26 protein-coding genes and 1 pseudogene are annotated in these 26,136 nt (G+C 67.3%); 10 read left to right on the forward strand and 17 right to left on the reverse strand.

What is annotated here, in order from left to right:
• Nucleotides 1–25: 25 nt before the first annotated feature.
• Nucleotides 26–322, forward strand: a complete 297-nt coding sequence (locus OG766_RS33250) for an antibiotic biosynthesis monooxygenase family protein (RefSeq protein WP_266385085.1) — start codon at nt 26–28, stop codon at nt 320–322.
• A 44-nt stretch (nt 323–366) separates the two neighbouring features.
• On the opposite strand, the gene OG766_RS33255 is transcribed toward OG766_RS33250, so the two are convergent.
• From OG766_RS33255 to OG766_RS33270, 4 genes are all read right to left on the reverse strand, one after another.
• Entirely contained in the window at nt 367–1,491 is a 1,125-nt protein-coding gene (locus OG766_RS33255; RefSeq protein ID WP_328727038.1) for a ricin-type beta-trefoil lectin domain protein, read from the reverse strand.
• 293 nt (nt 1,492–1,784) lie between these two features.
• Nucleotides 1,785–2,204, reverse strand: a complete 420-nt coding sequence (locus tag OG766_RS33260) for an OsmC family protein (RefSeq protein WP_328727039.1) — start codon at nt 2,202–2,204, stop codon at nt 1,785–1,787.
• Nucleotides 2,205–2,445: 241 nt separating this feature from the next.
• A complete protein-coding gene (locus OG766_RS33265) occupies nt 2,446–3,342 on the reverse strand; it encodes an RNA polymerase sigma-70 factor (protein WP_266388618.1) in 897 nt (298 codons plus the stop codon).
• A 416-nt stretch (nt 3,343–3,758) separates the two neighbouring features.
• Nucleotides 3,759–4,232 carry a carboxymuconolactone decarboxylase family protein gene (locus OG766_RS33270; protein WP_266385076.1) on the reverse strand — a complete coding sequence of 158 codons (474 nt, stop codon included), beginning with the start codon at nt 4,230–4,232 and terminating at the stop codon, nt 3,759–3,761.
• Between the two features lie 452 nt (nt 4,233–4,684).
• On the opposite strand from OG766_RS33270, the gene OG766_RS33275 reads away from it, so the two are divergent.
• A complete protein-coding gene (locus OG766_RS33275) occupies nt 4,685–5,131 on the forward strand; it encodes a cupin domain-containing protein (protein WP_328727040.1) in 447 nt (148 codons plus the stop codon).
• 136 nt (nt 5,132–5,267) lie between these two features.
• Here the strand turns inward: OG766_RS33275 and OG766_RS33280 are convergent, their stop codons facing one another.
• Nucleotides 5,268–6,284 (reverse strand): LacI family DNA-binding transcriptional regulator, encoded by a 1,017-nt coding sequence (locus tag OG766_RS33280; RefSeq protein WP_328727041.1) that lies wholly within the window; start codon nt 6,282–6,284, stop codon nt 5,268–5,270.
• A 282-nt stretch (nt 6,285–6,566) separates the two neighbouring features.
• Between OG766_RS33280 and OG766_RS33285 the strand changes: the two genes are divergently transcribed.
• The 4 genes from OG766_RS33285 (at nt 6,567) to OG766_RS33300 (ending at nt 11,507) form a co-directional block, all read left to right on the forward strand.
• Nucleotides 6,567–7,880: an ABC transporter substrate-binding protein gene (locus tag OG766_RS33285; protein ID WP_328727042.1), complete on the forward strand. Its 1,314-nt coding sequence runs from the start codon at nt 6,567–6,569 to the stop codon at nt 7,878–7,880.
• Between the two features lie 97 nt (nt 7,881–7,977).
• The gene (locus tag OG766_RS33290; RefSeq protein WP_266385066.1) at nt 7,978–8,994 is read left to right on the forward strand and encodes a carbohydrate ABC transporter permease; all 1,017 of its coding nucleotides are present in this window, start codon (nt 7,978–7,980) and stop codon (nt 8,992–8,994) included.
• Between the two features lie 16 nt (nt 8,995–9,010).
• The gene (locus tag OG766_RS33295) at nt 9,011–9,925 is read left to right on the forward strand and encodes a carbohydrate ABC transporter permease (protein WP_266385063.1); all 915 of its coding nucleotides are present in this window, start codon (nt 9,011–9,013) and stop codon (nt 9,923–9,925) included.
• Between the two features lie 115 nt (nt 9,926–10,040).
• Entirely contained in the window at nt 10,041–11,507 is a 1,467-nt protein-coding gene (locus tag OG766_RS33300) for a GH1 family beta-glucosidase (protein ID WP_423247215.1), read from the forward strand.
• Nucleotides 11,508–11,653: 146 nt separating this feature from the next.
• Here OG766_RS33300 and OG766_RS33305 read toward each other — a convergent pair whose 3' ends face one another.
• The gene (locus tag OG766_RS33305; RefSeq protein WP_328727043.1) at nt 11,654–12,643 is read right to left on the reverse strand and encodes a Gfo/Idh/MocA family protein; all 990 of its coding nucleotides are present in this window, start codon (nt 12,641–12,643) and stop codon (nt 11,654–11,656) included.
• Nucleotides 12,644–13,074: 431 nt separating this feature from the next.
• Between OG766_RS33305 and OG766_RS33310 the strand changes: the two genes are divergently transcribed.
• Nucleotides 13,075–13,419: a hypothetical protein gene (locus OG766_RS33310; RefSeq protein WP_266385058.1), complete on the forward strand. Its 345-nt coding sequence runs from the start codon at nt 13,075–13,077 to the stop codon at nt 13,417–13,419.
• A gap of 172 nt (nt 13,420–13,591) precedes the next feature.
• Here OG766_RS33310 and OG766_RS33315 read toward each other — a convergent pair whose 3' ends face one another.
• On the reverse strand, nt 13,592–14,152 hold the full coding sequence (locus OG766_RS33315; protein WP_328727044.1) for a MarR family winged helix-turn-helix transcriptional regulator: 561 nt from the start codon (nt 14,150–14,152) through the stop codon (nt 13,592–13,594).
• Nucleotides 14,153–14,561: 409 nt separating this feature from the next.
• A complete protein-coding gene (locus OG766_RS33320; RefSeq protein WP_266385053.1) occupies nt 14,562–15,194 on the reverse strand; it encodes a hypothetical protein in 633 nt (210 codons plus the stop codon).
• 402 nt (nt 15,195–15,596) lie between these two features.
• On the opposite strand from OG766_RS33320, the gene OG766_RS33325 reads away from it, so the two are divergent.
• The gene (locus OG766_RS33325; protein ID WP_266388613.1) at nt 15,597–16,532 is read left to right on the forward strand and encodes a sigma-70 family RNA polymerase sigma factor; all 936 of its coding nucleotides are present in this window, start codon (nt 15,597–15,599) and stop codon (nt 16,530–16,532) included.
• Nucleotides 16,533–16,656: 124 nt separating this feature from the next.
• Here OG766_RS33325 and OG766_RS33330 read toward each other — a convergent pair whose 3' ends face one another.
• Nucleotides 16,657–17,520 (reverse strand): RNA polymerase subunit sigma, encoded by an 864-nt coding sequence (locus OG766_RS33330; protein WP_266388611.1) that lies wholly within the window; start codon nt 17,518–17,520, stop codon nt 16,657–16,659.
• A gap of 532 nt (nt 17,521–18,052) precedes the next feature.
• On the opposite strand from OG766_RS33330, the gene OG766_RS33335 reads away from it, so the two are divergent.
• Nucleotides 18,053–18,322, forward strand: a complete 270-nt coding sequence (locus tag OG766_RS33335) for a WhiB family transcriptional regulator (RefSeq protein WP_266385050.1) — start codon at nt 18,053–18,055, stop codon at nt 18,320–18,322.
• Nucleotides 18,323–18,421: 99 nt separating this feature from the next.
• Nucleotides 18,422–18,742 carry a hypothetical protein gene (locus OG766_RS33340; RefSeq protein WP_266388609.1) on the forward strand — a complete coding sequence of 107 codons (321 nt, stop codon included), beginning with the start codon at nt 18,422–18,424 and terminating at the stop codon, nt 18,740–18,742.
• A 255-nt stretch (nt 18,743–18,997) separates the two neighbouring features.
• On the opposite strand, the pseudogene OG766_RS33345 reads toward OG766_RS33340, so the two are convergent.
• From OG766_RS33345 to OG766_RS33380, 8 genes and pseudogenes are all read right to left on the reverse strand, one after another.
• Nucleotides 18,998–19,541: pseudogene (locus OG766_RS33345) on the reverse strand (IS5 family transposase); the annotation flags it as partial.
• Nucleotides 19,519–20,421, reverse strand: a complete 903-nt coding sequence (locus tag OG766_RS33350) for a DUF3626 domain-containing protein (RefSeq protein ID WP_328727045.1) — start codon at nt 20,419–20,421, stop codon at nt 19,519–19,521. The pseudogene OG766_RS33345 and the gene OG766_RS33350, both read right to left, overlap by 23 nt.
• Before the next feature lie 278 nt (nt 20,422–20,699).
• Entirely contained in the window at nt 20,700–21,032 is a 333-nt protein-coding gene (locus tag OG766_RS33355) for a hypothetical protein (RefSeq protein WP_328727046.1), read from the reverse strand.
• A 61-nt stretch (nt 21,033–21,093) separates the two neighbouring features.
• The gene (locus tag OG766_RS33360) at nt 21,094–22,065 is read right to left on the reverse strand and encodes a pirin family protein (protein ID WP_328727047.1); all 972 of its coding nucleotides are present in this window, start codon (nt 22,063–22,065) and stop codon (nt 21,094–21,096) included.
• A 127-nt stretch (nt 22,066–22,192) separates the two neighbouring features.
• A complete protein-coding gene (locus tag OG766_RS33365) occupies nt 22,193–22,390 on the reverse strand; it encodes a hypothetical protein (protein ID WP_328727048.1) in 198 nt (65 codons plus the stop codon).
• Nucleotides 22,391–22,483: 93 nt separating this feature from the next.
• The gene (locus OG766_RS33370) at nt 22,484–23,083 is read right to left on the reverse strand and encodes a YceI family protein (protein WP_328727049.1); all 600 of its coding nucleotides are present in this window, start codon (nt 23,081–23,083) and stop codon (nt 22,484–22,486) included.
• Nucleotides 23,084–23,307: 224 nt separating this feature from the next.
• Entirely contained in the window at nt 23,308–24,054 is a 747-nt protein-coding gene (locus OG766_RS33375; protein ID WP_328727050.1) for an SDR family oxidoreductase, read from the reverse strand.
• A 291-nt stretch (nt 24,055–24,345) separates the two neighbouring features.
• Nucleotides 24,346–26,046, reverse strand: coding sequence for an L-aspartate oxidase (locus OG766_RS33380; protein WP_266388607.1), 1,701 nt, complete (start codon nt 26,044–26,046; stop codon nt 24,346–24,348).
• Between the last annotated feature and the right edge of the window lie 90 nt (nt 26,047–26,136).

Consider the following 26,136-nt stretch of genomic DNA (forward strand, 5'->3'; position numbering starts at 1 on the left):
CTGCTTACATGACACCCTGACGACCGTGATCATCAGGGTGAGTGAGGCACGCATCCGTCCTGAACGTTTCGAGGCGTTCCGCGACATGATCGTCTCTGCGGTACGCGAGTTTCCCAGCCGTTACCCAGGGCTGGTGGACCACGAGGTACTGCTCGCGCCGCCTGATTCGCTGCTGTACGTCAGTCGTTGGCGCAGCGAACAGGATCTGGTCGGCTACGCCGGCGAGCACTGGCGTGACCAACCCGTGGTTCTGCCGGGCGAGGACGAGTACCTCGTCGCACCACTTCAGGTCCGGCACTTCACGCTTGCAGCGCTCAGCTAGCGAGTGATCCGCGTTCGGATCACGAGTTCGGCACTGAGACGCGGTCAGGCAGGTGTGGTCCAGCGCTGGTTCGTCCCGCCGTGGCAGTCCCAGACGATCAGCCTCGTACCGTCCGCGGTGCCGCCGTCCGCCGCGTCCAGGCACCGGCCCGTCTGCGGATTGACCAGCGCGCCACTGCTTCGCTGCCACTGCTGCGCGGCCGAGCCGTCGCAGCTCCTGAGCTGGACGTCGCTGCCGCTCACCGCCATGCACTTGAAGAGCGCACGCACCGTGCCGTCGCCCGCGAGCACCCAGTTCTGGTGGTTGACGTCGCCGCACGTCCACAGTTCCAGCGGGGTGCCGTCCGTGCTGCTGCCTCCGGTGATGTCGACGCACTTGCCACCGGTGCTGGTGATCGAGCCCGACGAGGAGTTGCCGATTCCGTCCTCCTGGACGCTGCCGCCCGAGACCTGGGTCACCTTCGCGTCCGAGCTGCAGGTGCTGCTCGTCGACGTCCCGCTGACGGCCGCCGTGACCGTGCCGCCGCCGGTGCTCGTGCCGGTGGGCAGGTCGTAGCGGGCCCTGGAGTACGGCTCGTCCCGGCAGGTCGCCGCGTCGTTGTTCCAGTCGAAGTACTCGACCCAGTCGACCATTCCACCGGCGTTGATCCGCGCGCCGGCGCCGACCTGGAGGCTCCCCAGGACGAAGGACGTGCCGGCCGTGGTGTCGGTGATGGTGGCCTGGTACCAGCCGTCCGGAGTGCCGGGGGAGACTCGGAAGGTGTAGCGGTGTCCCGCGGTGAACGCCTGGTTGTAGCGGCAGGTGTAGCCGGAGCCGGTCTCGTCGAACGTCTGGCAGTAGGTGCCGGTGGAGCCCGGCCTCGCCGCGGTCGCGTCCCACAGCGAGAACAGGAACATGCCGCTGCCGGTACGCCAGCGCTGCTGTCCGATGTATCCGCCCACTCCGCTGCTGAAGCCGAACTGGTGTGCCCAGAAGACGTTGCCGCGGCCGGGGTCGGCCTCGACCGTCGTGGCGAAGGTGACGTCGGTCAGGGTGCTGGTCCCTGCCGGGAAAGCGTAGTTGGTGTAGCTGCCGGGGGTCGCCCCGCTCGCCGAGGCGGGGGCGGCGAGTCCCAGGCAGGCGGCGACGGCGAGAACGGCGCTCACACAGAGCGTTCTGGCACGGAGCATGTGCGCTTCCTCCTTGATGGCAATGTGCATGACATGGCCTAAGCGGAAGCGTGGGGTCCTGCGGCACCGGTACGGGATGGACTTTCCATCCGGGCAGATGGATTCTTCGCCGTACCCGGCAGGCTGCCGTGGGCGAGGAGTAGCGGTCGGCGACGGATGCCTCGTCCTGAGTGATGCGCCGAGACCGTCGCCCCTCGCTGTCGCGGCAGCTGCCGGGCGGTGCGGGCAGGACGCCCCTGAAGTGCCGCATTGCCGTGACCACGGAGCCGTCGCGGCTCAGGTCCGGCGTTGGGTCACGCCGACAGTTCAGGGTCGGCGGACCGGTGGGACGCCGCCAAGATCGTGGGCTGGGTCACTACCGTGACGGACTCGGTGAGGAGCCGGTGCACAGGGCAGCGGCCGGCGGCCGCCAACAGCTTTTCTGTCTGCTCTTCTTCGAGGTCGCCGACCAGTCGGATGCTCCTGACGATCTGCTGTCGCGGACCGTTGGGAGGATCGACCCGCACATCCACGTCGACACTCTGCAGCTGGAACCCGTGCCGGTTCGCATACCCGCGGACCGCCGTGGAGGTGCATGACCCGAGCGCCGCCAGAACCAGCTCCGTGGGAGTGGGAGCCGCGTCCGTGCCGAAGGGCTCCGACGCGTCCGCAGTCAGCCGGTGGGGGCCCACCTCGATGGTGCGGACCAGGTGCTGACCTTCACGTACTGACACGGTGCGTGCGCTCATTGGCCGACCTCTCTCAAGCGGCCGCTCACGGCCGGCTGATCATCCTGTTACAGGTAAGACAGAGAGGGTCGCTTCTTTGTGACACCCACCTGGACACCCGCCTGGACACCCGCCCTGTTTCCCGGCGCTCCTGGCGGAACCGTGGATTCACATTCCGGGCAGGTGTCACAGCGTGTTGTGCCGCACGGTCTTGATGGCAAAAGCGCCCTGGCCTCGGCAGAAGGGATCAGTTGTTCAGGGACGCCATATAGTGGGAAAGCTTGGTCGGATTCAATACCCACATGAGCCGGTCGATACCCTTGTCCGACGTTTCGATGGACAACAGGGCCACGGGGTTCTCGCCATGCAGGACGAGGACAGCCGGCTGGCTGTTGGCCTCCACCCATCGAATGCTGGTATCGGGCCAGAAGCGCGGTGCGAAGGCGGCAAGGTACTTGGAAACATGGTCACGTCCGACGACCGGGATCTTCGATGCCCCGCGCACTCCTCCACCGTCGGCATAGCTGACGACATCGTTGGCGAGAAGCTCTTCCAGCTGTGACAGATTTCCCGTCTGCGCCGCCGAGACGAATGCCTCCATCAGCCGCCGGTGATCAGCTTGGCTGACGGGCTGCCTGTGCTCGTCGGCCAGGTGTTTCCGGGCCCGGCTCACCAGTTGGCGGCAGTTGGCCTCGCTCGTCTCCAGCATGGTCGCGACCTGCTTGTACGGGTAGTCGAACGCTTCCCTCAGGATGTACGCGGCTCTTTCCGTCGGGTTGAGTCTTTCGAGGAGAAAGAGCACCGCGAGCTCGAGTGCTTCCTTCTTCTCGGCGCCGACGTACGGATCCGTGCTCGTATCGATCGGTTCCGGGAGCCAGGGCCCGATGTACGCTTCTCGCCGCACCCTGGCCGACTGGGCGAAGTTGATCGCCAGACGTGTGGTGATCGTGGTCAGGAAGGCTGCCGGTTCACGAATGTCGGTGCGGTCGGCATTCTGCCATCGCAGCCAGGCTTCCTGGACGATGTCCTCGGCCTCCACCGCGCTACCGAGCATTCGGTAGGCGATGCCGAAAAGCTGTGGGCGCGCTGCGGTGAACTCCCTCGCGGCCTGGTCGAGCGAGGATGTGCCGTTCCCAGCGTGCATGGTTTCCCTTTCGGCCTCTGGGTTCATCATGCTACAAACCGGGAAACGGCACAGTTTCTACGATCACGGATTCCCCGACGCGGGTGATTGCCTTCGATTCCCAGGGGCAGGCGGACACACTGTTGTCGATTACGGAAGGCTTTGCCGGGTGGGCGATGGGGACTCGTCTGCGGGCGCGACCGTTGCGGAAGCCACCTACTCATGACTGACTCCCCGTACGGCCTGCAGCCGTAGGTTCGCTCTCGACGCAACTTACGTTCCATGATGGCTCGTTCAGGTTTGCCTGACCGTCAGTCCCTGAGTCCCTGAGTCCCTCAGTCCTGAGTCCGTCCGGCCTGTCCCTCTGTCCGTCTCCGCGCCGATGGTCGGGGGGCGCGGAGACGGACATCCCACCCCTCATGGGTGGGTATCTCTGGTTATCCGAACTGGCCGGGCTGGTAGTCACCGGCGGGCTGCTGGTTGATGACGTTGATGCGGTTGTAGGCGTTGATGACGGCGATGAGGGAGATCAGGGCGGCGAGCTGGTCCTCGTCGTAGTGCTTGGTGGCGTTCGCCCAAGCCTCGTCCGTGACGCCACCGGCCGCGTCCGCGATGCGGGTGCCCTGCTCCGCCAGCTCCAGCGCGGCACGCTCGGCGTCGGTGAAGACCTTGGCCTCACGCCAGGCCGCGACCAGGTTGAGGCGCAGCGCGGTCTCGCCGGCGGCGGCCGCGTCCTTGGTGTGCATGTCGGTGCAGAAGCCGCAGCCGTTGATCTGGCTGGCGCGGATCTTCACCAGCTCCTGCGTCGCAACGGGCAGCGTCGAGTCCGAGACCACTTTGCTCGCCGAGTTGATGTGCTTCAGGATCTTGCCTGCAACGGGGTTACCGAAGTAGTTGATACGGGCGTCCATGATGAACCTCCTAGGCCGTACTGCGGTTACGCACTATTGACGGGACAGCCCGGCAAGCTGTGACAGGAGGTAGATGTGACCTGGATCACATCTGCTGGTCCTGTCTTCTCGGAACGGTGCGGGCGGTGACCCCGTGACCCCGTGACCCCGGACCCCGTGACCCCGGACCACCGTCGGCCGTGATCGCACCGTCGCCGACCGATGTGATCCATCACCTGAGGCCACAGCCGCGTCCCGACGTCCTGGGAGCGCAACGGCAGGTGGCCTACGCGGAGACGGCGTAGTCTTTCCAGATATCCGGCCGTGCCGTCGACAGCCAGGGCGCGGACGACGATGACGGGTGCCTGATCCACGCGACGAGGCAGCTCCGGGCCACACAGGCTGATCCCGGTAGCTGTGGTGCGGCTGGCTGATCGGCTCTGCGTATCGGCGCCGAGACCGGAGGTGACGTGATGCCGAACAACGAACCGGCGGCAAACTCCCCGGGAGGACAGGGGCAGCGATCCGAGGCCTGGAAGACCGCGGTCACCGTCATTCAGGAGGCCAAGCCACCCTCCTTCCCGGAGGGAGCACATGCCATGACTCTCCTCGTCGAGTTTCCTCCCGGCGACGCTGGCACCCCTCCGCACCGCCACTTCGGGCCGGCCTTCGGCTACGTCCTGGAAGGCGAGATGCTGTTCGAGCTGGAGGGTGAACCCGAGCGCGTGATCCGCGCCGGGGAGGCGTTCTGGGAGCCCGGCGGCGACGTGATCCACTACCAGGACGGCAACAACCGTACGGACGTGCCCAGTCGGTTCATCGTCACGATGATGTGCGAGCCGGACAAACCCATGCTCGTCCTCGTCGACGAGGACGAGTTGGAGCAACGCAAGGACAGGCGGGCCCCACGCCCCTCCTGAACCGCAGGCACTGCCAACGCCGGCGCGCACGAGATCCCCCGTGCCGGGGTGGGGTGTTGCCAGGCCGTTCACGTACCGCGAGCGTCAGGACGAGCTAGGCACCGCGAGCGTCTGGACGGGCTGCGTACCGCGAGCGTCAGGACGAGCTGCGTACCGCGAGCTGGGTGGGAAGGGTGATGTGCTGTCGCGGTTCGCCGGGATGGGCGATCTCGTCGAGGAGCAGGCGGGCGATCGTGCCTCCGATCTCCTCGACCGGCTGGCGCACACTGGTCAGGGCGGGGTGCGCGTAGCGAGCGATGTAGGAGTCGTCGAATCCGACGACGGCCACGTCGTCGGGAATCCGCCGCCCCTGCCGACGCAGCTCCAGCATGGCACCGGCGGCCATGACGTCCGACGCGGCGAACACGGAGTCGAGGTTCGGATTACGTTCGAGAAGTGAACGCATGGCGAGCCTCCCGCCTTCCTCCGTGAAGTCGGCCGTGGCAACAAGACGCTCGTCGGCAGCCAGTCCTGCCTCGCCCCGAGCGTCCTTCCACCCCTGAAGCCGGCTGCGGCCGACATCCATGTCGAGGGGCCCCGTGATGGTGGCGGTCGTGGTTCGACCGCGGGAGACGAGGTGCCGGACGGCTTCCCTCGCGCCTCCCACGTTGTCGGCGCGCGCGTGGCTCAGGGACTCCTCGGGGCCGCGGCGCCCGGCCAGCACAGTGGGCAGGCCGAGGTTCTCCAGAATGCCGGGCAGTGGGTCGTGCTCGTGCACGGAGACCAGCAGCACACCGTCGACCCTGCGCTCCGCCACACTGTCCGTGAGCTGGTCACGCTCTTCCCTGTCACGGACGAGCACGAGCTGGAGCTGTGTCCTGGTGGTCGTCAGGACGGTGCTCACACCGCGGATGACGGCGGAGAAGTAGGGTTCCGAGCCCAGTCTGCTCTCGGACTCCGGGATCACCAGCGCTATCGAGTTGGTACGCCGTGTCACCAGGCCGCGGGCGACGGAGTTCGGTACGTAGTTGAGCTCGGCGATGGCCGCGAGGACCGCTTCCCTGGCCTCGTCGCTGACCAGCGTGGAGCCGTTGATGACCCGTGAAACCGTGGTACGGCCCACCCCGGCACGCGCGGCCACGGTTTTGATGGTCGGCCGATGCTGTGCCCCCATGCGCCTCTCCTCGTTCACCCCGGCCCTGCGAGCCGCTCGCCAGCGCATTGTGCCAGATGTCCACACGAACGGGACCGGCGCCGGCATGACTCCCACAACATCTGTTGGCAACAAAGTGGTTTCACGTTCTTGACACAAGGCTTGTTCAAGAGTCAATCTTCCATCGTCGGGTGGGAACGTTCCCACCGCGTTTGGGCACGTTCCCATTCTCTGCTTCGGGTCAACCGGCAGGACGGTTGACCCGTACTCCGGTGCGTCTGCGCCGCCTGGGAGGACACACACATGAAGAGCACCCGGAAGCTGTTGCGTACGAGAGGCACCGCCGTCATATCGGCAGTGGCAGCTCTTGGTCTTCTCTCCGCATGCGGCGGCGGTGACGCCGGTGGGACCGGTGGAGGCGTCAAGGACGGCAAGACCACCATCACCATGGGCCTGTTCGGCGTCATGGGGTTCAAGGAGACGGGGCTTCTTGATGAGTACATGAAGAAGAACCCGAACGTGCGGATCGAGGCCGACGTCGCGGGTGACGAGCAGACCTACTACACCGCTCTGCAGACGCACTTGGCTGCCGGCAGCGGCCTGAAGGACATCCAGGGCATCGAGATCGGACGCGCCAAGGAACTCGTCGACACCCAGGCCGACAAGTTCGTCGACCTGTCCGAGGTGCCGGGCACCGACCACTTCCTGCCGTGGAAGCTGAGCCAGGTCACGGGCAAGGACGGCAAGGTCATCGGGCTCGGCACGGACATCGGCCCCATGGCCGTCTGCTACCGCAAGGACCTCTTCGCGCAGGCGGGACTGCCGACCGACCGCGAGCAGGTCGCCAAGCTGTGGGACGGCGACTGGGCCAAGTACGTTGCGGCGGGCAAGCAGTTCAAGGCCGGCTTCAAGGGCGACAAGGTCGCCTTCACCGACAGCGCCAGCGGCCTGTTCAACGCGATGATCTACGGCAGCTCCCAGCAGTTCTACGACAAGGACGGGAAGCTGATCTACAAGGACAGCCCCGTCGTCACCGGTGCCTGGGACCTGGCCTCCGGGGCCGCGACCTCGGGCCTGACCGCGAAGCTGCGGCAGTTCCAGCCCGGCTGGGACCCCGGCCTCGCGAACGGCACGTTCGCCACCACCGTGTGCCCGGCGTGGATGCTCGGCCACATCAGCGAGAAGGCGGGCCCGCAGAACAAGGGCAAGTGGGACGTCGCCAAGGCACCGAAGGGCGCCAACTGGGGCGGTTCCTTCCTCGGCGTCATGGAGAAGAGCCCCGTCAAGGAAGAGGCGAAGAAGCTCGTCGCCTGGCTCACCGCTCCCGAGCAGCAGGCCCGCCTCTTCGAGAAGATCGGCAACTTCCCCTCCTCGCAGAAGGCGTTGGCCGCACCCGCGGTGGCGAACGCCGAGTCCGAGTACTTCAGCGGCGCTTCCATCGGCCAGATCTTCGGCGCCGCCGCGCAGGAGATCCCCGACGAGCAGGTGCTGGGCCGCAAGGACGGAACGATCAAGGACATCTTCTCCCAGGGCCTGAGCCTGATCGAGTCCCAGGGCCAGAGCCCCGACAAGGCCTGGAAGACCACCGACGAGCGCATCCAGAAGGCCGTCGGCTGACGTCCCCCGACGCCCCGGCGGCCAGATGCGCACGACCACGTGCGTGACGGTCGCCGGGGTGTGCCCAGCCCGCCCACGTTCCACGTAAGGACCCCTGGTGGCCACTCAGACCTCGACCGCGGCGGCCGGCGAACAGCCCACCGCAGAGCCCGCCGGCCCTGACCGACCCACCCACGGGGACCGGCAGAGACGACGGACCGGCCGACGGAGCACACTGCTCCACCGCCTGGACCTGAACGGTGCGCCCTACGCCTTCATCGTCCCGTTCTTCGTCATCTTCGCCGCCTTCAGCTTCTACCCGCTCCTCCATACGGCCTGGATCTCGCTCCACCGCGTCGAGCTCGCCTCCATGGACCTGATGGAATGGGTCGCGTTCGACAACTATGTCGGCCTGGTACAGGACGAGCGTTTCTGGAACGCCCTGTCCAACACCATCACCATCGGTGTGCTCTCCACCGTCCCGCAGCTGTTCATGGCGCTCGGGCTGGCTCACCTTCTGAACTACCGGCTGCGCGGATCGACGTTCTTCCGGGTGGCGGCCCTGACGCCGTACGCGACATCGGTGGGTGCCGCGGCGCTCGTCTTCACCATGCTCTTCGAGCGCGACTTCGGCATGATCAACTGGATTCTGAGCCTGGTGGGCGTCGACAACGTCGACTGGGAGGGCAACAAGTGGGCTGCGCAGATCGCGATCTCCACGATCGTCATCTGGCGCTGGACCGGCTACAACGCCCTGCTGTACCTCGCCGCCATGCAGGCGATCCCGCGCGACCGTTACGAGGCCGCGGCGATCGACGGAGCCTCGCGCTGGCAGCAGTTCCTGAAGGTCACCATTCCCGGTATCCGGCCCACCATCGTCTTCACGATCGTGCTGTCCACGATCGGCTCCACCCAGCTCTTCGGCGAACCCCTGATCTTCGGCCAGGGACCGAACGGCATCACTGGAGGAGCGGACAACCAGTACCAGACCCTCGGACTGCTGCTCTACGAGGAGGGCTGGAAGAACTACCAGATGGGCCGCGCGGCCACGGTGGCCTGGGCGATGTTCCTGCTGCTCATCCTCGTCTTCGCCCTCCAGCGCCTGCTCAAGCGGCGCTCTTCGCGCCCGTCCTGACCAGGAGATGCACACGATGACCACCGACACGCTCCCGGCCCGCAAGGACGCGCCGCGGACCTCGCCCGGCAGGCGCCGTGGCCTCCGACTGCCGAAAGGGCTCCGCGCCGGCCGGCAGCACCACGCGGGCCCCGCCACGTACGTCCTGCTCACCGTCGCGGCGGTGCTCTCGCTCTTCCCGCTCTACTGGACGATGGTGGCGGCGTCGACCGACAACACCCGTGTCACGCAGACACCGCCGCCCTTCCTGCCCGGTCCGCACCTGTGGGAGAACCTCGGAAAGGCCTGGCAGGACGCCGCACTGGGCAAGGCCATGCTGAACAGCCTGATCGTGGCGGGCACCATCGCCGTGTCCACCGTCCTGTTCGCCACCCTCGCCGGCTTCGCCTTCGCCAAGCTGCGCTTCAAGGGCCGCAACGTCCTGCTCATGCTGGTCATCGGGACGATGATGGTGCCGCCGCAACTCGCGGTCGTGCCCCTCTTCATGATGATGACCGACCTGGGCTGGGGCCAGAAGCTGCCCGCCGTCATCTTCCCCACCCTGGTCAGCGCGGTCGGCGTCTTCTTCATGCGCCAGTACCTGGCCGACGCGCTACCCGACGAACTCGTCGAAGCCGGCCGCGTGGACGGCGCGCATTCGCTCCGTATCTTCTGGAGCATCGTCCTGCCGGTCGCCAGGCCCGCGATGGCGGTCCTGTTCATGATCACGTTCGTCCACGCCTGGAACGACTTCTTCTGGCCGTTCATCGTGCTGGACATGACCAACCCGACGGTCCCCGTCGCCCTCACCCAACTCAGCGCAGGGTACGTCCGCGACCAGTCGCTGATCATGGCCGGTGCCCTGCTCGGCACCCTCCCCCTGCTCGCGATGTTCGTCGTCTTCGGACGCCAGATCGTCGGCGGCATCATGCAGGGAGCGGTCAAGGGCTAGGGGGTGTCCGACCAATCCCGCCTGGTGCGCGACGCCCCTCCAGCACCCCGTGCACCCGCTCCCCTCTCCGCGTCACCCATTGACTGACTGCACTTCCGGAAGGACCCTCGTGGATATCGCTGATGGGCACGTCGTGCCCCAGACCGAGGCCCCCGCGGGACTCACGTTCCCCTCGTCGTTCACCTGGGGCACCGCCACCGCCGCCTACCAGATCGAGGGCGCCGCCACCCTGGACGGGCGAACGCCCTCCATCTGGGACACCTACTCCCGCACTCCGGGCAAGGTGCGCAACGGCGACACCGGCGACATCGCCACCGACCACTACCACCGGTGGCGCGAGGACGTCGCCATCATGGCCGACCTCGGTGTGGGGGCCTACCGCTTCTCCCTCGGCTGGCCCCGCATCCAGCCGACCGGCCGCGGTCCCAGCGTGCAGAAGGGACTCGACTTCTACCGCAGGCTCGCGGACGAACTCCTGGAGAAGAACATCCAGCCCGTCGCGACCCTCTACCACTGGGACCTGCCGCAGGAGTTGGAGGACGCGGGCGGCTGGCCCGAGCGCGCCACCGCGGAGCGCTTCGCCGAGTACGCGGGCCTGGCGGCCGAAGCGCTGGGCGACCGGGTGCGGACCTGGATCACGCTGAACGAGCCCTGGTGCAGCGCCTTCCTCGGTTACGCCTCCGGGGTCCACGCGCCCGGACGCACCGACCCCGTGGCCGCGCTGCGTGCGGCACACCACCTCAACCTCGGCCATGGCAAGGCCGTCCAGGCTCTTCGCGCGAACCTTCCGGCCGACGCGCAGGTCTCCGTCACCCTCAACATCCACCATGTGAGGCCCCGTTCCGGCGACGAGCGGGACGTCGACGCCGCGCGCCGGATCGACGCCCTCGCCAATCGCGTCTTCACGGGCCCGATGCTCGACGGCGCGTACCCGGAGGACCTGCTGCGGGACACCGCGTCCCTCACGGACTGGTCCTTCGTCCAGGACGGTGACATCAAGGAGATCCGGCAGCCGCTCGACTTCCTGGGCGTCAACTACTACACACCGACCCTTGTTTCGGGCGGTGCACGCGAGTCCAGCCACGGGTCCGACGGCCACGGGAACAGCGCGCACAGCCCCTGGCCGGCAGCCGACGACGTGTCGTTCCACCTGCCTCCGGGCTCCACCACCGCGATGGGCTGGGCCGTCGACCCCACCGGTCTGTACGACCTGCTGCTGCGGCTCAAGGGCGACTTCCCGAAGCTGCCTCTCCTGATCACCGAGAACGGCGCCGCCTTCGACGACTACGTCAACCCGCAGGGCGAGGTGAACGACCCCGACCGGATCGCCTATCTGCAGGGCCACCTCGCGGCCGTGCACCGTGCGATCGAAGCAGGGGTCGACGTCCGCGGCTACTTCCTGTGGTCCCTGCTCGACAACTTCGAATGGGGCTACGGGTACAGCAAGCGCTTCGGTGCGGTCTACGTCGACTACCCGACCGGCAAGCGCACCCCCAAGGCCAGCGCCCGCTGGTACGCGGACGTCGCGCGCACGGGCGTGGTGACCGTTCCTGACGCGACTCCTGACGCGACGAAGGGCTGAGCGGGCTGAGCACGGTCCTCCGGGCCGGCGAGTGTGGTGTCATGCCGCTCGCCGGCCCACCGGCCGTTCCTCCGCACACGCACGCACACGCACGCATACGCACACGCACGCCCACGCCGCGGCCCACTGGCGGTGCTTCGGTGTGCTCACTCGCCGGGGTATCGGACTCCGACGAGCGCGCGGACCCGGTCGAGTGTGCTCATCACGGCCAGGCTGCCGCGCAGTGGAACGAGCGCGGACTCGGTCCGCTTCTCGCGCAGGCACCGCATGACTTCCAGGGCCTGGTGGCCGTAGCCGTTGCCCACTTGGGGCTCCGCCTCGACGACCCGCGGCTCATGCCCGTCGCGGTGAAGCACCAGCCTGCGCGGGTTGTAGAAGTCTGCCGGGAACTCGATCCGGCCCTCGGTGCCGTGCACCACGGCACCGGTGGCACTGCCGAACGCCAGGGAGCAGGAGAGAACGGCCACAGCCCCGCTGTCGTACCCCAGCACCATGGCCGTGCTCTCGTCCACGCCCTGGTCGTTCAGATGCGCCCAGGCCGAGATGTGGTCCGGAGGGCCCAGGAAGAGATGGGCGAACGCGACGGGATAGGTGCCGAGGTCCAGCAGCGCTCCGCCGCCGGCGGCCGGTTCGCGCAGTCTGCTTCCCGCGACGACCGGCACGCGCGCGGAGAAGTCGGCGTGCACGGAGGTGACGTGGCCGATCAGGCCGTCGCCGATCATCTCCTGGGCGCGGCGGACCAGCGGATTGACGAAGGTCCACATGCCCTCCATCAGGAAGAGCGAGCGTCGCTCCGCGGCGGCGATCATCGACGCGGTCTGGGACCGGTTGAGCGCGAAGGGCTTCTCGCACAGGACGGCCTTGCCGCCTTCGAGGCAGAGTGTGGTCGCGGCGAGATGGTGGGCGTGCGGCGTGGCGACGTAGACGACGTCGACGTCCGGATCGTCCGCGAGGTCCTGCCAGTTGCCGTACGCGCGGGGGATCGCGAACCGGTCGGCGAAGGCCTGCGCGGCCTGCTGCGAGCGGGAGCCGACGGCTACGACGTCCGCTCCGGGTACCGTGCGGAGATCCTCGGTGAAGGCTGTGGCCATCGGGCCCGTCGCGAGGATTCCCCATCTGATGGAGCGGTCGAGCACGTGCGGTCCTCCTGAGGCGACACCGTGGGAATGGGAACGTTCCCATCGTTGTGCAAGCAAGATTCACGCGCCGAGTCGTCCATGTCAAGGACACTGCCTGTCGTTCGGTGTGACTCCTTGTGATGCCACTCCCGAAGGAAGTCCTGCCGGTCGGCGGCGGATCCCACCCCGGCGTCTATTTCTCTCGCGAGCGAGATATGATGAATTTTGGTATTGATCCGGTGCTCTGCGACGATGAGCATCCCGGCGGGCCACCACGCATCCTTCGTGTGCGGGCGTCCCCGGGCCAAAGGTCACACCGTGTGTCCTGCCCGGGTTGCTTTCGTGCCCGTGTGGCCCCGTCCTCGCTGTCAATGCCGCGCACCCGTTGTGACGCGCCTTTGCCCATGCGGTGCACACAAACGATTCCCGCCCCGCCTGGAGGCCCCACGATGGACACTGCTGACGAGGCCGCACGCGGCCTGACCGACATCGAAGGATTCCTGTACTGGGAAGCCCACCGCCGTAGCGCCCACCACCGTGCGGCCGAGTTCGCCGCACGGGTGACCGGGCTGAGCGAGGGGCAGAAAGCCGAGATCGAGTGGTGGTACGTGGAGGAGCAGATCCGGGTTTCCCGGAGGATGTCGCAGCACATGGCCGCTCACTTCGCAGCGGTGGAGAAGTACCATGCCAAGCGCTATGCACAGCTGCGCCGGGGTGTGTACGGCGCGACGACGCTCATCGCCCTGGCGATGCTCAGCCTGTGCATCGCGGTGATCCTTGGCACCGCCGGCTGACTGGCCGGCCCAGGGCCTGGCAGACGGGGAAGACCGGCAGACCGGGAAGACCGGGGCCGGGCAGTACCCGTGGCGCGGAGGCGGTACGCCGCACCGCTTCACGGCGGTCAGCAGATGGCCGTGGAAGGCGAGCGCATGGCGGAATCGACTGCCGCGACCGCCCTGAGCCGGTTCACGGCGCCGATTCCAGGCTGAGGAGCAGCTTCCGCAGGGCGGCGGCAACGGCGGCCCGTTCCTCGGGCTCCAGCACGGACAGGAGTTCTCGCTCCAGGGCCAGTTGGGACTCGATGAGACCGTCGAAGTCCTTCCGTCCCTGCTCCGTCAGGCTGACCAGTGAACACCGCCGATCGTCCGGCGACGTCGTGCGGCTTATCCAGCCCGCACGTTCCAGCCGGTTGAGGCGCCCACTGAGTCCGGCGGAGGAGACGAGCAAGGACCGCCTCAGCTGTCCGGGCGTCAGCGCATAGGGAGGCTCTGCCCGGCGCAGTGTCTGCAGCACGTCGAAGTCCCCCACGTTGGCGACGGCCCTGCCATCCCTGCGTCGCAGCTGGTCCGCGAACCGCTCCTCGGTCAGGCGTGCCGCACGAAGCAGCCGCCCGATCACGGCACTCGACGAGACATCCAGTTCGGGCAGCCACCGACTCCATTGCGCCAGCATGGCGTCCACGCTGTCGCCGCTGCCGCTGCCGCTGCCGCTGCTGGGGTCTGGATCGGGATCGAAGTCTGTATGCATGCTGTGTTCAGTGTAAGGCGGGGCGCCGTCGAACAACCTGTTCTCCGCTGCGGGATCACCGGCCACGGGTTCGCGTCGCGCATCGTGCCTCCGGGCCGCATCGGCTCGTCACGCCACCCTCGCCCACCTGCCGTTTCCCCGTGACACCGCAGTCAGCGCAAAGATGTACCACTGTTTGACAACATGCTCGCCGGCGGCTGTGGTGACAGGCGATCGGGAGAAACATTGTGTTAGGCTTTCACAGCGTCTTGGACACCGTACGCACTGCCGTGAGGGGGTGTCCGAAGCGCGATGCACCTGCCCACCTAGAGCCGGGCAGGTGGAGTGTTCCGGGCGCCACAGGATCCCCCGCCGGTGGCGCCCGGAGCCAGGCCCGGCCCGTGCACGGTTGCCGGTGCCGGCCCGTCGGCTAGGAACGGCCGGCGCGATAGAGGCCCCGGCCGGTCCGGCGGATACGGGAAGCGCCGACCAGACGATCGAGCGTGCTCCGGACCGCGTTGATGCTCCCGCTGTCGGCGTCCCGGCCGAGGGCCGCGGCGACATCGCGGGCACGCACATCCGCGTCGCCGACCGTGGCGAAGTACTCCACGATCTGCTCGGTCAGCCGGCCGTACGTGCTGTGGCGCTCGGCGTCGACGGCTGCTGCTGCGGTGGCGGGCCCCGTTGCGCTCTTCCGGCTCTCGGACCGCTGAACCTGCGGTCCGGTCTTCGTCTGCGTTCCGGTCTTCGACGCGACCTTCGCGGACCCGGAGGAGGACATGTCGGTCTGCGGTACCACGCGCGCCGATGCCTGGCCCGGCCCGGCGGCCGTAGAACCCGCAGAGCCCGTGGAACCCGCAGAGTCCCCTGCGGCCGCGCCGGCTGTGTCGAGCGCCAGGGCCTTGAGGGCACCGAGGGCCCGCTGGAGGGAGTCGAGATGCGCAACGACTGCGGCCAGTTCCCTTTCCAGGGCCTGCTTCTGGACCTCGAGGCGGTTCAGGTCCGCCTGGAGACTTTCAGCGGTGATCTCGATGTTATGAGCCGCGCGGGTTACAGAGACCATGTGTTCCTCTCATCCTCAACGTTTCTTGTTGCATCCCTGCCGACTCACCTGCTGTGTTCCTCGGCCCGGGCGCCGGGATGGGTACCCCTGCCATCATATGCAGGAGCGCACCCCGAACTACAGATGACGTGGGCAGACCACACGTGTGCCGAAGAGCCCGGGTGCACCGAACAGTGGAGACGCGAGAGCGCGATGCCGGCGCCAGGTGTCACCGCGCGTTGGCGTCCGACTTCACACCGTTTACGCATCACTAACGCACCTTGGCGCGCCCGAGCTGTCACAGAACAGGGCTGGTCCCGGTCAAAGATCCGGACGCGTGTGGAGCAGCGGGCGATGGAGGCAACATCACGAAGCCGCATGATCGCGCCACTCGACGGCGCGAGGAATGGAGACAGCAGGATCATGCATCGTGAGACGCCTTGCGCTGAGGGTTCCCTGGACCGGGCCGTTTCTGTCTTCGTGGAGCTCCGTCCACGTCTCTTCGGTATCGCATACCGTGTGCTCGGAAGCGCGGTCGAGGCCGAGGACGTGGTTCAGGAAGTGTGGCTGCGGTGGCAGAGGACCGATCGTTCGGCAGTGCTGAGCCCTGTGGCGTTTCTTTCGAGAACCACCACTCGGCTGGCCATCAATGTGGCCCAGTCCGCCCGTGTGCGCCGTGAGACGTACATAGGCCCGTGGCTGCCCGAGCCCATCGACACGAGCAGCGACCCGGAAGTGGGCGCTCAGCGGGCGGAGGCTCTGGAGCTGGCCCTGCTCCTCGTGCTGGAGAGGCTGAATCCCAACGAGCGGGCCGCCTACGTCCTGCGAGAGGCCTTCGACTACGACTACGCCGAGATCGCCGACATCCTTCAACTCAGTCTGGTCAACGTGCGGAAGATCGTGAGTCGGGCCCGCAAGCATCTCACCACCGACCAGCGGGAGACCGTGGACACGGGGGAGCACCGACGGCTTCTCCAAGCCTTCCTCTCGGCGGCGCGAACGGGAGATGTCGCCTCGCTGGAGGCTCTCCTCGTGCCGGATGCCGTCAGTCTGTCCGACGGCAACGGCCATGTGGGCGCTGCTCGCGTCCAGGTTCTGGGCCGCGCACGGGTGGCGAACCTGGCGACCGCCAATCCGAGATTCTGGAGCGGGGCGGACATCCGGAGTGTGCAGGCCAATGGACGGTCCGCAGCGATGATCCACCGGGACGGTCGGCCCACGACCTTCGTGACGATAGCGGCCGCGAAGGACGGCATTCACACGCTGATGTGGGTGTTCAGTCCGAGCAAGATCGCCGCGTTCCTCGACTCACGCTCTCGTTCCACGTCGGCACTCCGCCTGGAGAGGAAGGCGGCGTAGCTTCGCCGTGGATGAGCGCCCTCGCGCGCTCGGCCCTGCGCGACGAGTCACTCGCGCAGGGCTATGGGCAGCGGGTACGAACCCTCCGCGGGATCGCGCCGCCCAGGACCGTGTCCGGGACGGATCAGGGGTACGTCCTCGGGCCGGCTTGGTTCCAGGAACGGAGCTTGTCCGGGTTGAGCACGGCCCACACCTGCACGACATGACGGCCGGCGATGTCGAGGCTGATGACCGCGGCCACCTGGTGGTTGTAGCGCACCACGAGACCGGTCAGCCCGTTGACCGACTGGGCGTGCAGTGTGGTGCGCGGTCGCCGTGCCAGCAGAGTCAGTAGGCTTCGCGCGACCCGCTTGCTGCCGTGCACCGGCTTCACCAGCGCCCGGATCTTGCCGCCGCCGTCGAAGAACGCCGTGGCATCGGGGGCCATCAAGGACGTGAGGAAGACCGCGTCCTCTCTCACGCACGCCTCCCTGACCGCATGAACCACCGCGTCATGCTGCTGCGATGTCGTCGGCCGCGTGCGTCCGGCCCGAAGACTGCTGAGCGCGCGGTCGGCCGGCTCGGTGTGCTCCGACACCGGCTGCCCCACCACGCGGGGGAGCACATCCGGCGTCACTCCGAAGACGTCATTGAGAACGAACGCCGCGCGCTCGGCAGGAGACAGGGAATCCACCGCATACAGCAGCACCTCACTGATCTCCTCCGCGAGCGTCTCGTCGGCTTCCCGGTCGCCTGCGGGGCCCTCCCCGCCGCCGGACAGGGCCAGCCGGGCCAGACAGATGCCGCCGGCGACGTTCGCGAGCCACGCACGTGGCGCCGTGATCTGCGCCCGCACCTGATCGGACAGCGCGTACCATCGCCGATAGGCCTCATCAGTGACGCTCTCGGCCTCACTGCTGCTGCCCAGCATCCAAGTGACGACATCCAGGAGATGCTGCCGCTCATCGAGGAGCTCCGCGATCGGTACTCCGTCATCGGGCTGGTCCATACGGCATTCTCCCTCTCGCACGGCACCACACAACGCAGCCACCGCTTCCATCGACCTCATCGCATTTCACGAAGGTTGAAGCTGGCCCGGCGCCCCGTCGGCAGGATGCTTCTTGCCACGTCTCCGTGCTGGAGAAGGCGGTGCAGCGGGCGACGATGCGGTCCTTGTGTACAACGACTCTCTTGTTCCGTGCGTTCGACAATTGAGACCGGACAGACGTGCAACTTGTGACATCGGCCGACCAAGGCGTACAGCAGCCACCCGAGCGAGCCACGGCCACGCCGGGCCAGAACCCTGTACCAGAACCGCTGCGTGGACATCGAGGCCTGTCGAAGCTCCACACGTGGGCCCCATGGGCACCGAACGGAGATCGGATGACACCCGACCCGACCTGACCTGACACGGCCACGTGTCACACGTACCTCGGCCACTCGGTCTCATATGTGAAAGATGTGTTTCGTGCGCCCCCAGGCCGCTGCGATCATATGCCCGTCTGGGGGCTGCCTTACGTTCGTTCGACGAGGGGCATTCCGTGGACTGGCGTGAAATGGCGACCTGCCGAGGTGCAGACCCAGAGCTGTTCTTCCCGATAGGCCATAGCAACAGCAGCGCGATCCTGATGCAGGTGGACGAGGCGAAAGCCGTGTGCCGTCGCTGCCCGGTCATGGAGCAGTGTCTGGACTGGGCCGTCAAGGCCGGTCCAGTGGAGGGAGTATGGGGCGGCACCACGGAGAAGGAACGCCGTGCCATCAGCCAAAGCCGGCTGCGCCAACTCCGGAGCAGGATGCGCACCGCGTCGTGACCTGACCTGAGGGGTATTCCGTTGTGGGGGCCATGAGCAGGGCCGTAGGGTTCCGGCATGTCCCTACGTATTCGTATGCGTCAAGCCCTCCCGGAAGCGATGCGCGCCCGCGACAAAGCCGCGGTGAGCGCGCTGCGCGCGACGCTCGCCGCACTGGACAACGCGGAGGCGGTACCCGTGGACGAAGCGGGGACGCGGGGCCTGGCCCTCGAACAGGCACCGATCGGTGCCGGTGCCACCGACGTGGCACGACGTGAGCTGAGCGAGTGCAGTGTGGCGGACATCGTGCGAGCCGAAGCGGCCGAACGGCTGCACGTCGCATCGGAGTTGACCGCACCGGCTCACGCTGACCGAGTCGCGCGGCTCCGCGCGGAGGCCTCTGTGCTGCTTCGCTTCCTCGACGGCAACGGCACCCCGTAGAACACGGCAGATCGGCCGGGCATTCGCCCATCACGCTCGCCCTGGCGTTCCTCACCCTCGGATGTGCCCTGAGCTGGAGGCGCCTTGCAGCGTCACGACCGCAGCCGGTCCCTGCGCCAGAATCTCCTTGAAGCACTGGAGCCGGTCAGTGCACGCGATCCCCGCATTCCGCCGGAAACAGCATGGCACCTGGCGGCAGTTCGCCGGGATGCCGGGCGATCACCCGCAGGCATGCTTCTGGAGAGCCTGCTGCCGTCGGCGACGACGCGGCCCACGGCGGGAGCGGATGGGCGGTATACCCCGGACGAGGGGTTCGATCCCCTGGCTGTCGTGGGTGTTGGCGGTGGAGACGCAGATGGAGAGGGGCAGACCGGTCCGCTCTGTAATCAAGTGGATCTTCGAGCCCTTCTTGCCGCGATCGACAGGATTCGGGCCTGTCAGCTCCCCCCCCATTGAGCCTCGCATGTTCACGGAGTCGATCGCACACCGCGACCAGTCCAGCTCTCCTCGGGCGCCGAGCTCGTCCAGCACCAGGCGGTGGAGCTTCGCCCACACCTGTGCAGCGGTCCACTCGGAGAACCGCCAATGGACGGTTTGCCACGACGCACCGAAGACCAGCGGCAACTCCCGCCAGGTGCACCCTGAAGTGGCGACAAAGATGATCGCGGCGAGCACCGCGCGATCATCAGCCCGCCGACGGCCAGCCTTGCGGCCTCGTAGGGATCGGCGGCCTCACGACCCGGAACAACACCCATAGGCCCTCCGGCACCAACTCCTCAACGAAAGCCGTCGAGTACAGCCCCCTCCGCCGGTGCCGGACTCAACGGTCTGTCATCGGACGTCCGGGTCGCCCCAAAACGCGCCAGGTAGTGCCACACTTTCTTGACCGCCTGGGGGTCATAGCGGTCGGCACGTGCAGCATCTCCGACGGTGCGGGGGTCGAGTACGCTGTCGACCGCGATCTGCATGCCCAAGTCGACGTATTCCTGGCCGCGGTAGCCGGGGTGACGGCGGAGTTCCTCGACGCTGAGACGGAACCCGGCATGCCACTCCACGGAGCAGCCAAGGCGCAGGGCCGCGGTCTCGACGGCGGTGCTTCGGTAGCAGGGGTCCAGGACCAGCGCCTCCACATGGCAGTCCGGCCGGACCGGCCCGTGCACCTGCGCCTCGATGTGGTCGTCGAGGTCGTCCTGGCGATCGGCGAGGGCCAGCTCGATGAGCCCCATGCGGGCCGCGACACCGAAGTCCGTAGGGTCAGCGGAGCTGTCCGGATAGCAGAATGTGGTGCGCGGCAGCGTGTCGGCCGTCAGCCGGAAGTGGGCGGAGCCGAACCGCGGTGCCCCGCCTGTCGGCTTCTGACGGTAGTTCAACGCTCCGTAGACGGGGCGCTCATGCGGAGGTGCTTCGTCGTACGCTCCGTTGAAGATCCGGCTCTCCCAGTGCCATCGGTCGCCGCCGGGATACGCGGTCAGTCCACCGTTGCTGGTCCCGGTGACGAACTGCGAGCGGTAGACGCCGTCAGCGGCCATTGCGTCCAGTATCGGCTTGCTGTGCAGCAGACGGTCCGGGTGGAAGTTGAGGGTCACCCGCAGTGATGGGTCCATCGGAAAGCCCGACGCCAGTTCCGCGACATGACCAAGGGCTCGGTCCTGCGATGTCTGCGAGGCTGCGGAGCTCATCCACACAGTGTTCCCCAGCCGATTAACCGGTGCACGCGGATTGTCCACCGCCGGCCGTCCAGGTCGCACCGAGCATGATCACCAATCAAGGCGATCTATCTCTCGATACTCGCCGAAGAAGGGGCAGCTATGGGCGACACCGCGCCGAGGGGGCACACCACGGTCCCCGAAGAAGACCTCCCAGCCGTTCTAGAGACCGCCTTCGGGCGGAATCCTGACGGCACCACCATGGACCACCCGCAAACGCCCCAGCCTGTAGACGGTCAAGGAGACACGCCCTAGTCACCTATGAACCACACGTAACTGCCTGGCGTCGACGCACATGCTTCAAGGAGCTCGGCAAGGTCCAGCAGAGCGGCCTTCTGCTGGTCGTCAGTACACCCTTGCGTCAGGGCGACGACTTCCTGGGAGGCGACTTGAGCTTCCTGTTCGTTGAACAGCGTGTCACCGTACGGATCCACCCAGCCGAGCTTGCCCGAGCCATGCCGGTCGAGGGTGCTCAGCACCCTCGCCAACGCTTCACCGTGCTCGTAAGAGCCCCGCAGCAAGGTGTCCCGGGACGATCCCTTCCGCGTTGGTCGCCCAGAGTGCAGTTCCAGCTCAATCCCCATGACCCCTCCTTCGGCCTCGGACACCGAAGCTTCGCAGAGATCATCTGTCAGACACGGCGGCCTAGGAGGCCGGGTTCCTTCGCGGTGCAATCGTGGCGTTGGGCAGTGTCGGTGCCGGGAGGGGATCTCCGTCGTATCCCTCGACCCGGCCGAAACGGTCGGATCCGTTCTGCCACTCGTCCCGCGCCTGAACGATGTCCTGGTGCGTGCGGCCGATGAAGTTCCACCACATGACGATCTCTTCCTGGAACGGCGGCCCACCCAGCAGTACCACCCGCGCCGGCTGCGGGGAGGCGTTGGTCAGGGAGAGCGTCCTGAGCCCCGATGCGACGTAGCCGAGTTCGGCCGCTGCAAGGGGTGTTCCGTTGATGCGCACGTCGCCGGTGTCCACGATGACACCGTGCTCGAACTCCTCGTCGACGGTGAGATGCACCGTGGTGTCCGGCTCGATCGAGAGTTCGGCGCCGAGCAGGGGAGTGAAGGTGGGAACGGGGGACGTGTCACCCGCGAGGGAGCCGAGGAACACTCGTGCTGTGCCACCGTCCAGGGGGACAACGCCGGGGACGTGGTGCTGGAAGTTCGAGGCCGCGTGGCGATGCGCCTCGGGGAGGGCGATCCACAGCTGCATGCCGTGCAACCGCGTGGTCCGTTGCGTCGACACCTCGGAGTGGCTGATGCCGAATCCGCCCGTCATGAGGTTCAGTTCACCGGGCCTGATGAGGGCATGGACGCCGAGGCTGTCGCGATGCTCGATCTCACCACTGAAGAGCCAGCTCACCGTCTGCAGTCCGATGTGCGGGTGGGGGGCCACCCGCATCCCTCCGGTCTGATCCACATCGTCCGGGCCGTAGTGATCGGCGAAGCACCAGGCGCCGATGAGCGTTCGTGCGCGCTGAGGCAATGTGCGTCGTACGGTCATCGCGCGAGGGCCGCCGAGTGGTACCTCGCGCGAGGTGAGGATCTCGACACCACGCTCAGAGAGGTGCGTACCTGCCTGCACAAGCTCGTCGGGGTGTGTCTCCATGTTGCTCAAAGGACGCGTACTCTTCTCGTGACGTTGTGGTGGGGAAGGATTGCTGACGGTAGGCGTTCGGCAGGGACGGAAGCGGCAGAGCGGTGCTCAGGATCCACGGCGCTGTGAACCCACCGCGGAGCCCGAGCTATTCCGTGCGCTGTCCGCATGCGCGTTCTTCACCGTGGATCCGGAGCAGCGCGCCGGACACGGCCCGTATCTGCTCGTCGAGTTCTGCGAGTGCCTGGCGAAGCTCGATGACTCGGGTCTCGAGCTCGTTGGCTTCGGCGGTCAGCGACACCACGGTGGTCGTGAAAGCGAGTCGGTTCTCAGAAGCTAGGGTCATCACGCGTCCTCCTTCGGCAGAAGCCGGAAGAAATCTGGCGGACATATCAGAGCCCATGGCGGTACGTCTGACATGGCCGCGGCCGTCCCATCGTCAGGCAGCGTCCGCACGGTCGAATTGGACTGCCGAAATGCCGAGGATCAGCTTCACCTTGTCGCTGATCAGGACACCCCCCGTTTCGAGCCCCGTGTTCCAGGAGAGGCCCCAGTCGGAACGCTGCAGGGTGGCCGTGCCCTCGAAGCCGACACGCTTCTTCCCGTAGGCGTCCCGGCCGGCGCCACCGAACTCGAGATCGATGACGATCGGCAGTTCGATGTCCTTGATCCTCAGGTCCCCGGACATGCGGAGCTGGTCGTCATCGGTGCGGACGATCCTGGTGGAGCGGAAGGTCATCAGCGGGAACAGACCGGCATCGAGAAAGTCGGGGCCGACGACATGCTCGTCCCGGGCGCGCACACCCGTGTCGAGACTGCCGGTCTGGACACTCACATACGCCTCGGACCGATCGGGCCGGGATCCGTCGAGCTTGAGGACCCCTTCGAAGTCGGTGAACGCTCCGCGCACATTCGTGATCATGGCGTGCCGGACGGAGAAGCCGATCGTGCTGTGGGCGGGATCGATGCTGTAGATCCCGGTCAGCGTCTCGTAGGGGTAGATGCTGGACAGAGTGGCTTCCCTGTGGTTCTTGAGCATGGCGAGCCGGTTCCTTCGTGCGGTGGATATGAGGTGGCCGGATGCCGGCACAGCTGTGGGGAACCAGAGTCGACCGCAGGGGTGCTGCTCGCTCTGAAGCCGTGCCCGCCACGGGCACCGAAGCCCCGGCGCAGGGGACTTGCCGTGCGCAAGGGGCAGCGTGAGCCATCGACCGAGGCGCGGTGGTGGCCCCTGCCGGTGGGCAGGGGGGTCACCACCGGGGGCTACTGCTGCCGTGCGAGCCAGTCGGTGAAGCGGGTATCGGCAAGGCGCGCGTCCGGGCCGGGAAGGAGACTGGTCTCCTCGAGCTTGGAACCGAAGTACAGGGCCTGCGGGTCCGCCACGACGGTACGAGGGTCGTCGTCGGCGGCGAGGCCGGTGCGGATGAATTCGTCGAACGGGAACTCATCGGGACCGGCAACCTCGACCACGCCGTTGGAGGGCGTGCCGACAGCCGCGCGGCCCACGGCCGCGGCCACGTCGTCGGAGAAGATGGGCTGGATCTTCGCGGTGGGGACCCGCACGGTGTCGCCTTCGGTCCCCGCGTCCGCGATGCCCTTCATGAACTCGAAGAACTGCGTGGCGTGGACGATGGAGTAGGGGATCCCCGATGCCTTGATGAGCTCCTCCTGCGCCAGCTTGGCGCGGAAGTAGCCGCTCTCCTGGAGCCGTTCGGTGCCGACGACGGAGAGCGCGACATGGTGGGTCACACCGGCGTCCACCTCCGCCTTGAGGAGGTTGGTGGTCGAGGTACGGAAGAACTCCATCACCGCATCGTCCGCGAACGAGGGGGAGTTCGACACGTCGACCACGACCGAGGCACCCTGCAGAACCTCCGCCAGGCCCTCACCCGTCAGTGTGTTGACGCCGGTGTTGGGTGAGGCAGGCACCGCCTCGTGACCGTGTTCTTCGAGCTTGCCGACCAGTTTCGAACCGATGAGGCCGGTTCCACCTATGACTACAACCTTCATGCTCGGGATCCTCTCGGGAGGTTCTCCATTGATGCAGCGGGCGCCATGGATGAGCTGCCCGTCCGCAATCGGTCAATGTTGTCTGCCATAGGTCTGACAGGACGGTCACCGCGTTTGTGACAGCGTGCCCGCCCGGATCCGGAGATTTCCTCGACGGGGCGGGCGAGCCCAGGACGGTGCCATCGTGGTGCACCGTGCATGTCCACGCGAGAGCACATGGATGTACGCCTGCAGGCGGCCACGGTGGCACACGCCTGCAGGCGCACGGTATGGGAAGGCGAGCCCGGCAGGCTACTCGACGAGCTTTCCTTCGGCCGAGACCTCTTCCATCAGCGAGGAGATCTCGTCCGGGACGGGGGCGATGCTTTCGCGGGTGATCCCCGTGCTCGGGGACCACACGAGGTTGACCTGGAGTTCGGGGTCCATGTCCGGGTAGTCGCTGCGGTTGTGGCAGCCGCGGGTCTCACGACGTTCGAGTGCCGCTTCGAGCGTGGCCCGGGCGGCCAGGGCGGCGGACTTGAGGTCGAAGGCGTGCGCGAGGTCCTGGTAGCCGGCGATGTCGGGATGGATGCCGACGTCCTTCATCCGCTCCTCGATCGCGGTGAGCTCCGTCAGCCCGGCGCGCAGCCCTTCCTCGTCGCGTACGACACCCGCGTGCTCGGTCATGGTGTTGCGGATGGCGCGCTGAAGCGCGCGGACGTTCTCCGGCCCGTCGGCCGCGAGCAGGTCGTCGACCTCCGCACGGGCCTCGGCGACCGCCGAGGCCGACCGCGGCTGCGCGGTCAGCGACTCCGAGTAGGCGGCGGCCGCCTGGCCGGTGATGCGGCCGTACACCAGCAGCTCGATGAGGCTGTTGCCGCCGAGCCGGTTGGCGCCGTGCAGCCCGCTCGACGCCTCGCCGATGGCGTAGAGGCCGCGTACGTCGGTGCTGTGGTCCTCGGGCCGGACCCAGACCCCGCCCATCGAGTAGTGCGCCGTGGGCGCGACCTCGATCGGCTCGCGGGTGATGTCCAGCATCTGCAGGTCCAGGAGCGTCTGATAGACCCGGGGGAGCCGGTTCATGATCGTCTGCCGGGGGAGGTGGGAGACGTCGAGCCACACCCCGCCCTTGGGGGTGCCGCGCCCTTCCTTGATCTCCGTGTAGGACGCGAGGGCGACGCGGTCGCGGGTGGAGAGTTCCATGCGCTCGGGGTCGTAGTTCGCCATGAAACGCTCGCCGAGCCCGTTGCGCAGGATGCCGCCCTCACCTCGTGCCGCCTCGCTGACGAGGGTGCCTGCCGCGTTCTCAGGCTCGATGATTCCCGACGGATGGAACTGGACCAGCTCCGGGTCGCGCAGCCGGGCCCCGGCCTCGACGGCCAGCCGGAACGAGTCACCGGTGTTCTCGTCGCGTCGCGAGGAGGTGCGCCGCCAGATGCGGGTGTGGCCGCCGGCCGCGAGGATGACGGCGTCGGCGTGGATGAGGTAGCGCTTCCCGTTCGTGAGGTCGAAGCCGTAGGCGCCGAACACGGCACCGTCGTGGACCAGGAGACGGGTGATGTAGACGCTGTCCAGCATGGGAATGTCGAGCTGGCTCGCGCGCCTGATGAGCGTGCGCTGGATCTCCAGGCCGGTGTAGTCGCCGGCGAAGGCGGTGCGCCGGAACTTGTGCGCGCCGAAGAACCGCTGCGAGATACGGCCGTCCTCCTCCCTGGCGAAGGCCATACCGAAGCGCTCCAGATCGTCGATGCCCCGGGCGGCGCCCTGGGTGACGATCTCGGCGGTGCGGGGATCGGAGAGCAGGTAGCTCTCCTTGAGGGTGTCCGCGGCGTGCTGCTGCCAGCTGTCCTCGGGGTCCATCGTGGCCAGGGCGGCGTTGATCCCCCCGGCGGCGAGGGCCGTGTGGGCGTCCTCCTTGGGGCGCTTGCCGACGGCGAGGACGTCGATCCCGGCCTCGGCCAGCTCGATCGCCGCCCGTAGGCCCGCTCCACCGGTTCCGATCACCAGCACCATGGTGGAGAGACGCTGTTCGGTGATAGCCACGATTACTCCCGATCGATCGACTTGGTCGTCAATGAGTACGACCGTGCGATCGAGCCGATT

Source organism: Streptomyces sp. NBC_00259, from assembly GCF_036181745.1.
GTDB classification, from domain to species: domain Bacteria; phylum Actinomycetota; class Actinomycetes; order Streptomycetales; family Streptomycetaceae; genus Streptomyces; species Streptomyces pratisoli.

What these genes read in the sequence shown, in the direction of transcription:
- OG766_RS33255 (WP_328727038.1), bottom strand. Translation starts at nt 1,491, where the DNA reads ATGCTCCGTGCCAGAACGCTCTGTGTGAGCGCCGTTCTCGCCGTCGCC.
- OG766_RS33265 (WP_266388618.1), bottom strand. Translation starts at nt 3,342, where the DNA reads ATGCACGCTGGGAACGGCACATCCTCGCTCGACCAGGCCGCGAGGGAG.
- OG766_RS33270 (WP_266385076.1), bottom strand. Translation starts at nt 4,232, where the DNA reads ATGGACGCCCGTATCAACTACTTCGGTAACCCCGTTGCAGGCAAGATC.
- OG766_RS33275 (WP_328727040.1), top strand. Translation starts at nt 4,685, where the DNA reads ATGCCGAACAACGAACCGGCGGCAAACTCCCCGGGAGGACAGGGGCAG.
- OG766_RS33280 (WP_328727041.1), bottom strand. Translation starts at nt 6,284, where the DNA reads ATGGGGGCACAGCATCGGCCGACCATCAAAACCGTGGCCGCGCGTGCC.
- OG766_RS33285 (WP_328727042.1), top strand. Translation starts at nt 6,567, where the DNA reads ATGAAGAGCACCCGGAAGCTGTTGCGTACGAGAGGCACCGCCGTCATA.
- OG766_RS33295 (WP_266385063.1), top strand. Translation starts at nt 9,011, where the DNA reads ATGACCACCGACACGCTCCCGGCCCGCAAGGACGCGCCGCGGACCTCG.
- OG766_RS33310 (WP_266385058.1), top strand. Translation starts at nt 13,075, where the DNA reads ATGGACACTGCTGACGAGGCCGCACGCGGCCTGACCGACATCGAAGGA.
- OG766_RS33315 (WP_328727044.1), bottom strand. Translation starts at nt 14,152, where the DNA reads ATGCATACAGACTTCGATCCCGATCCAGACCCCAGCAGCGGCAGCGGC.
- OG766_RS33320 (WP_266385053.1), bottom strand. Translation starts at nt 15,194, where the DNA reads ATGGTCTCTGTAACCCGCGCGGCTCATAACATCGAGATCACCGCTGAA.
- OG766_RS33325 (WP_266388613.1), top strand. Translation starts at nt 15,597, where the DNA reads ATGCATCGTGAGACGCCTTGCGCTGAGGGTTCCCTGGACCGGGCCGTT.
- OG766_RS33330 (WP_266388611.1), bottom strand. Translation starts at nt 17,520, where the DNA reads ATGGACCAGCCCGATGACGGAGTACCGATCGCGGAGCTCCTCGATGAG.
- OG766_RS33340 (WP_266388609.1), top strand. Translation starts at nt 18,422, where the DNA reads ATGCGCGCCCGCGACAAAGCCGCGGTGAGCGCGCTGCGCGCGACGCTC.
- OG766_RS33350 (WP_328727045.1), bottom strand. Translation starts at nt 20,421, where the DNA reads ATGAGCTCCGCAGCCTCGCAGACATCGCAGGACCGAGCCCTTGGTCAT.
- OG766_RS33355 (WP_328727046.1), bottom strand. Translation starts at nt 21,032, where the DNA reads ATGGGGATTGAGCTGGAACTGCACTCTGGGCGACCAACGCGGAAGGGA.
- OG766_RS33365 (WP_328727048.1), bottom strand. Translation starts at nt 22,390, where the DNA reads ATGACCCTAGCTTCTGAGAACCGACTCGCTTTCACGACCACCGTGGTG.
- OG766_RS33370 (WP_328727049.1), bottom strand. Translation starts at nt 23,083, where the DNA reads ATGCTCAAGAACCACAGGGAAGCCACTCTGTCCAGCATCTACCCCTAC.
- OG766_RS33375 (WP_328727050.1), bottom strand. Translation starts at nt 24,054, where the DNA reads ATGAAGGTTGTAGTCATAGGTGGAACCGGCCTCATCGGTTCGAAACTG.
- OG766_RS33380 (WP_266388607.1), bottom strand. Translation starts at nt 26,046, where the DNA reads ATGGTGCTGGTGATCGGAACCGGTGGAGCGGGCCTACGGGCGGCGATC.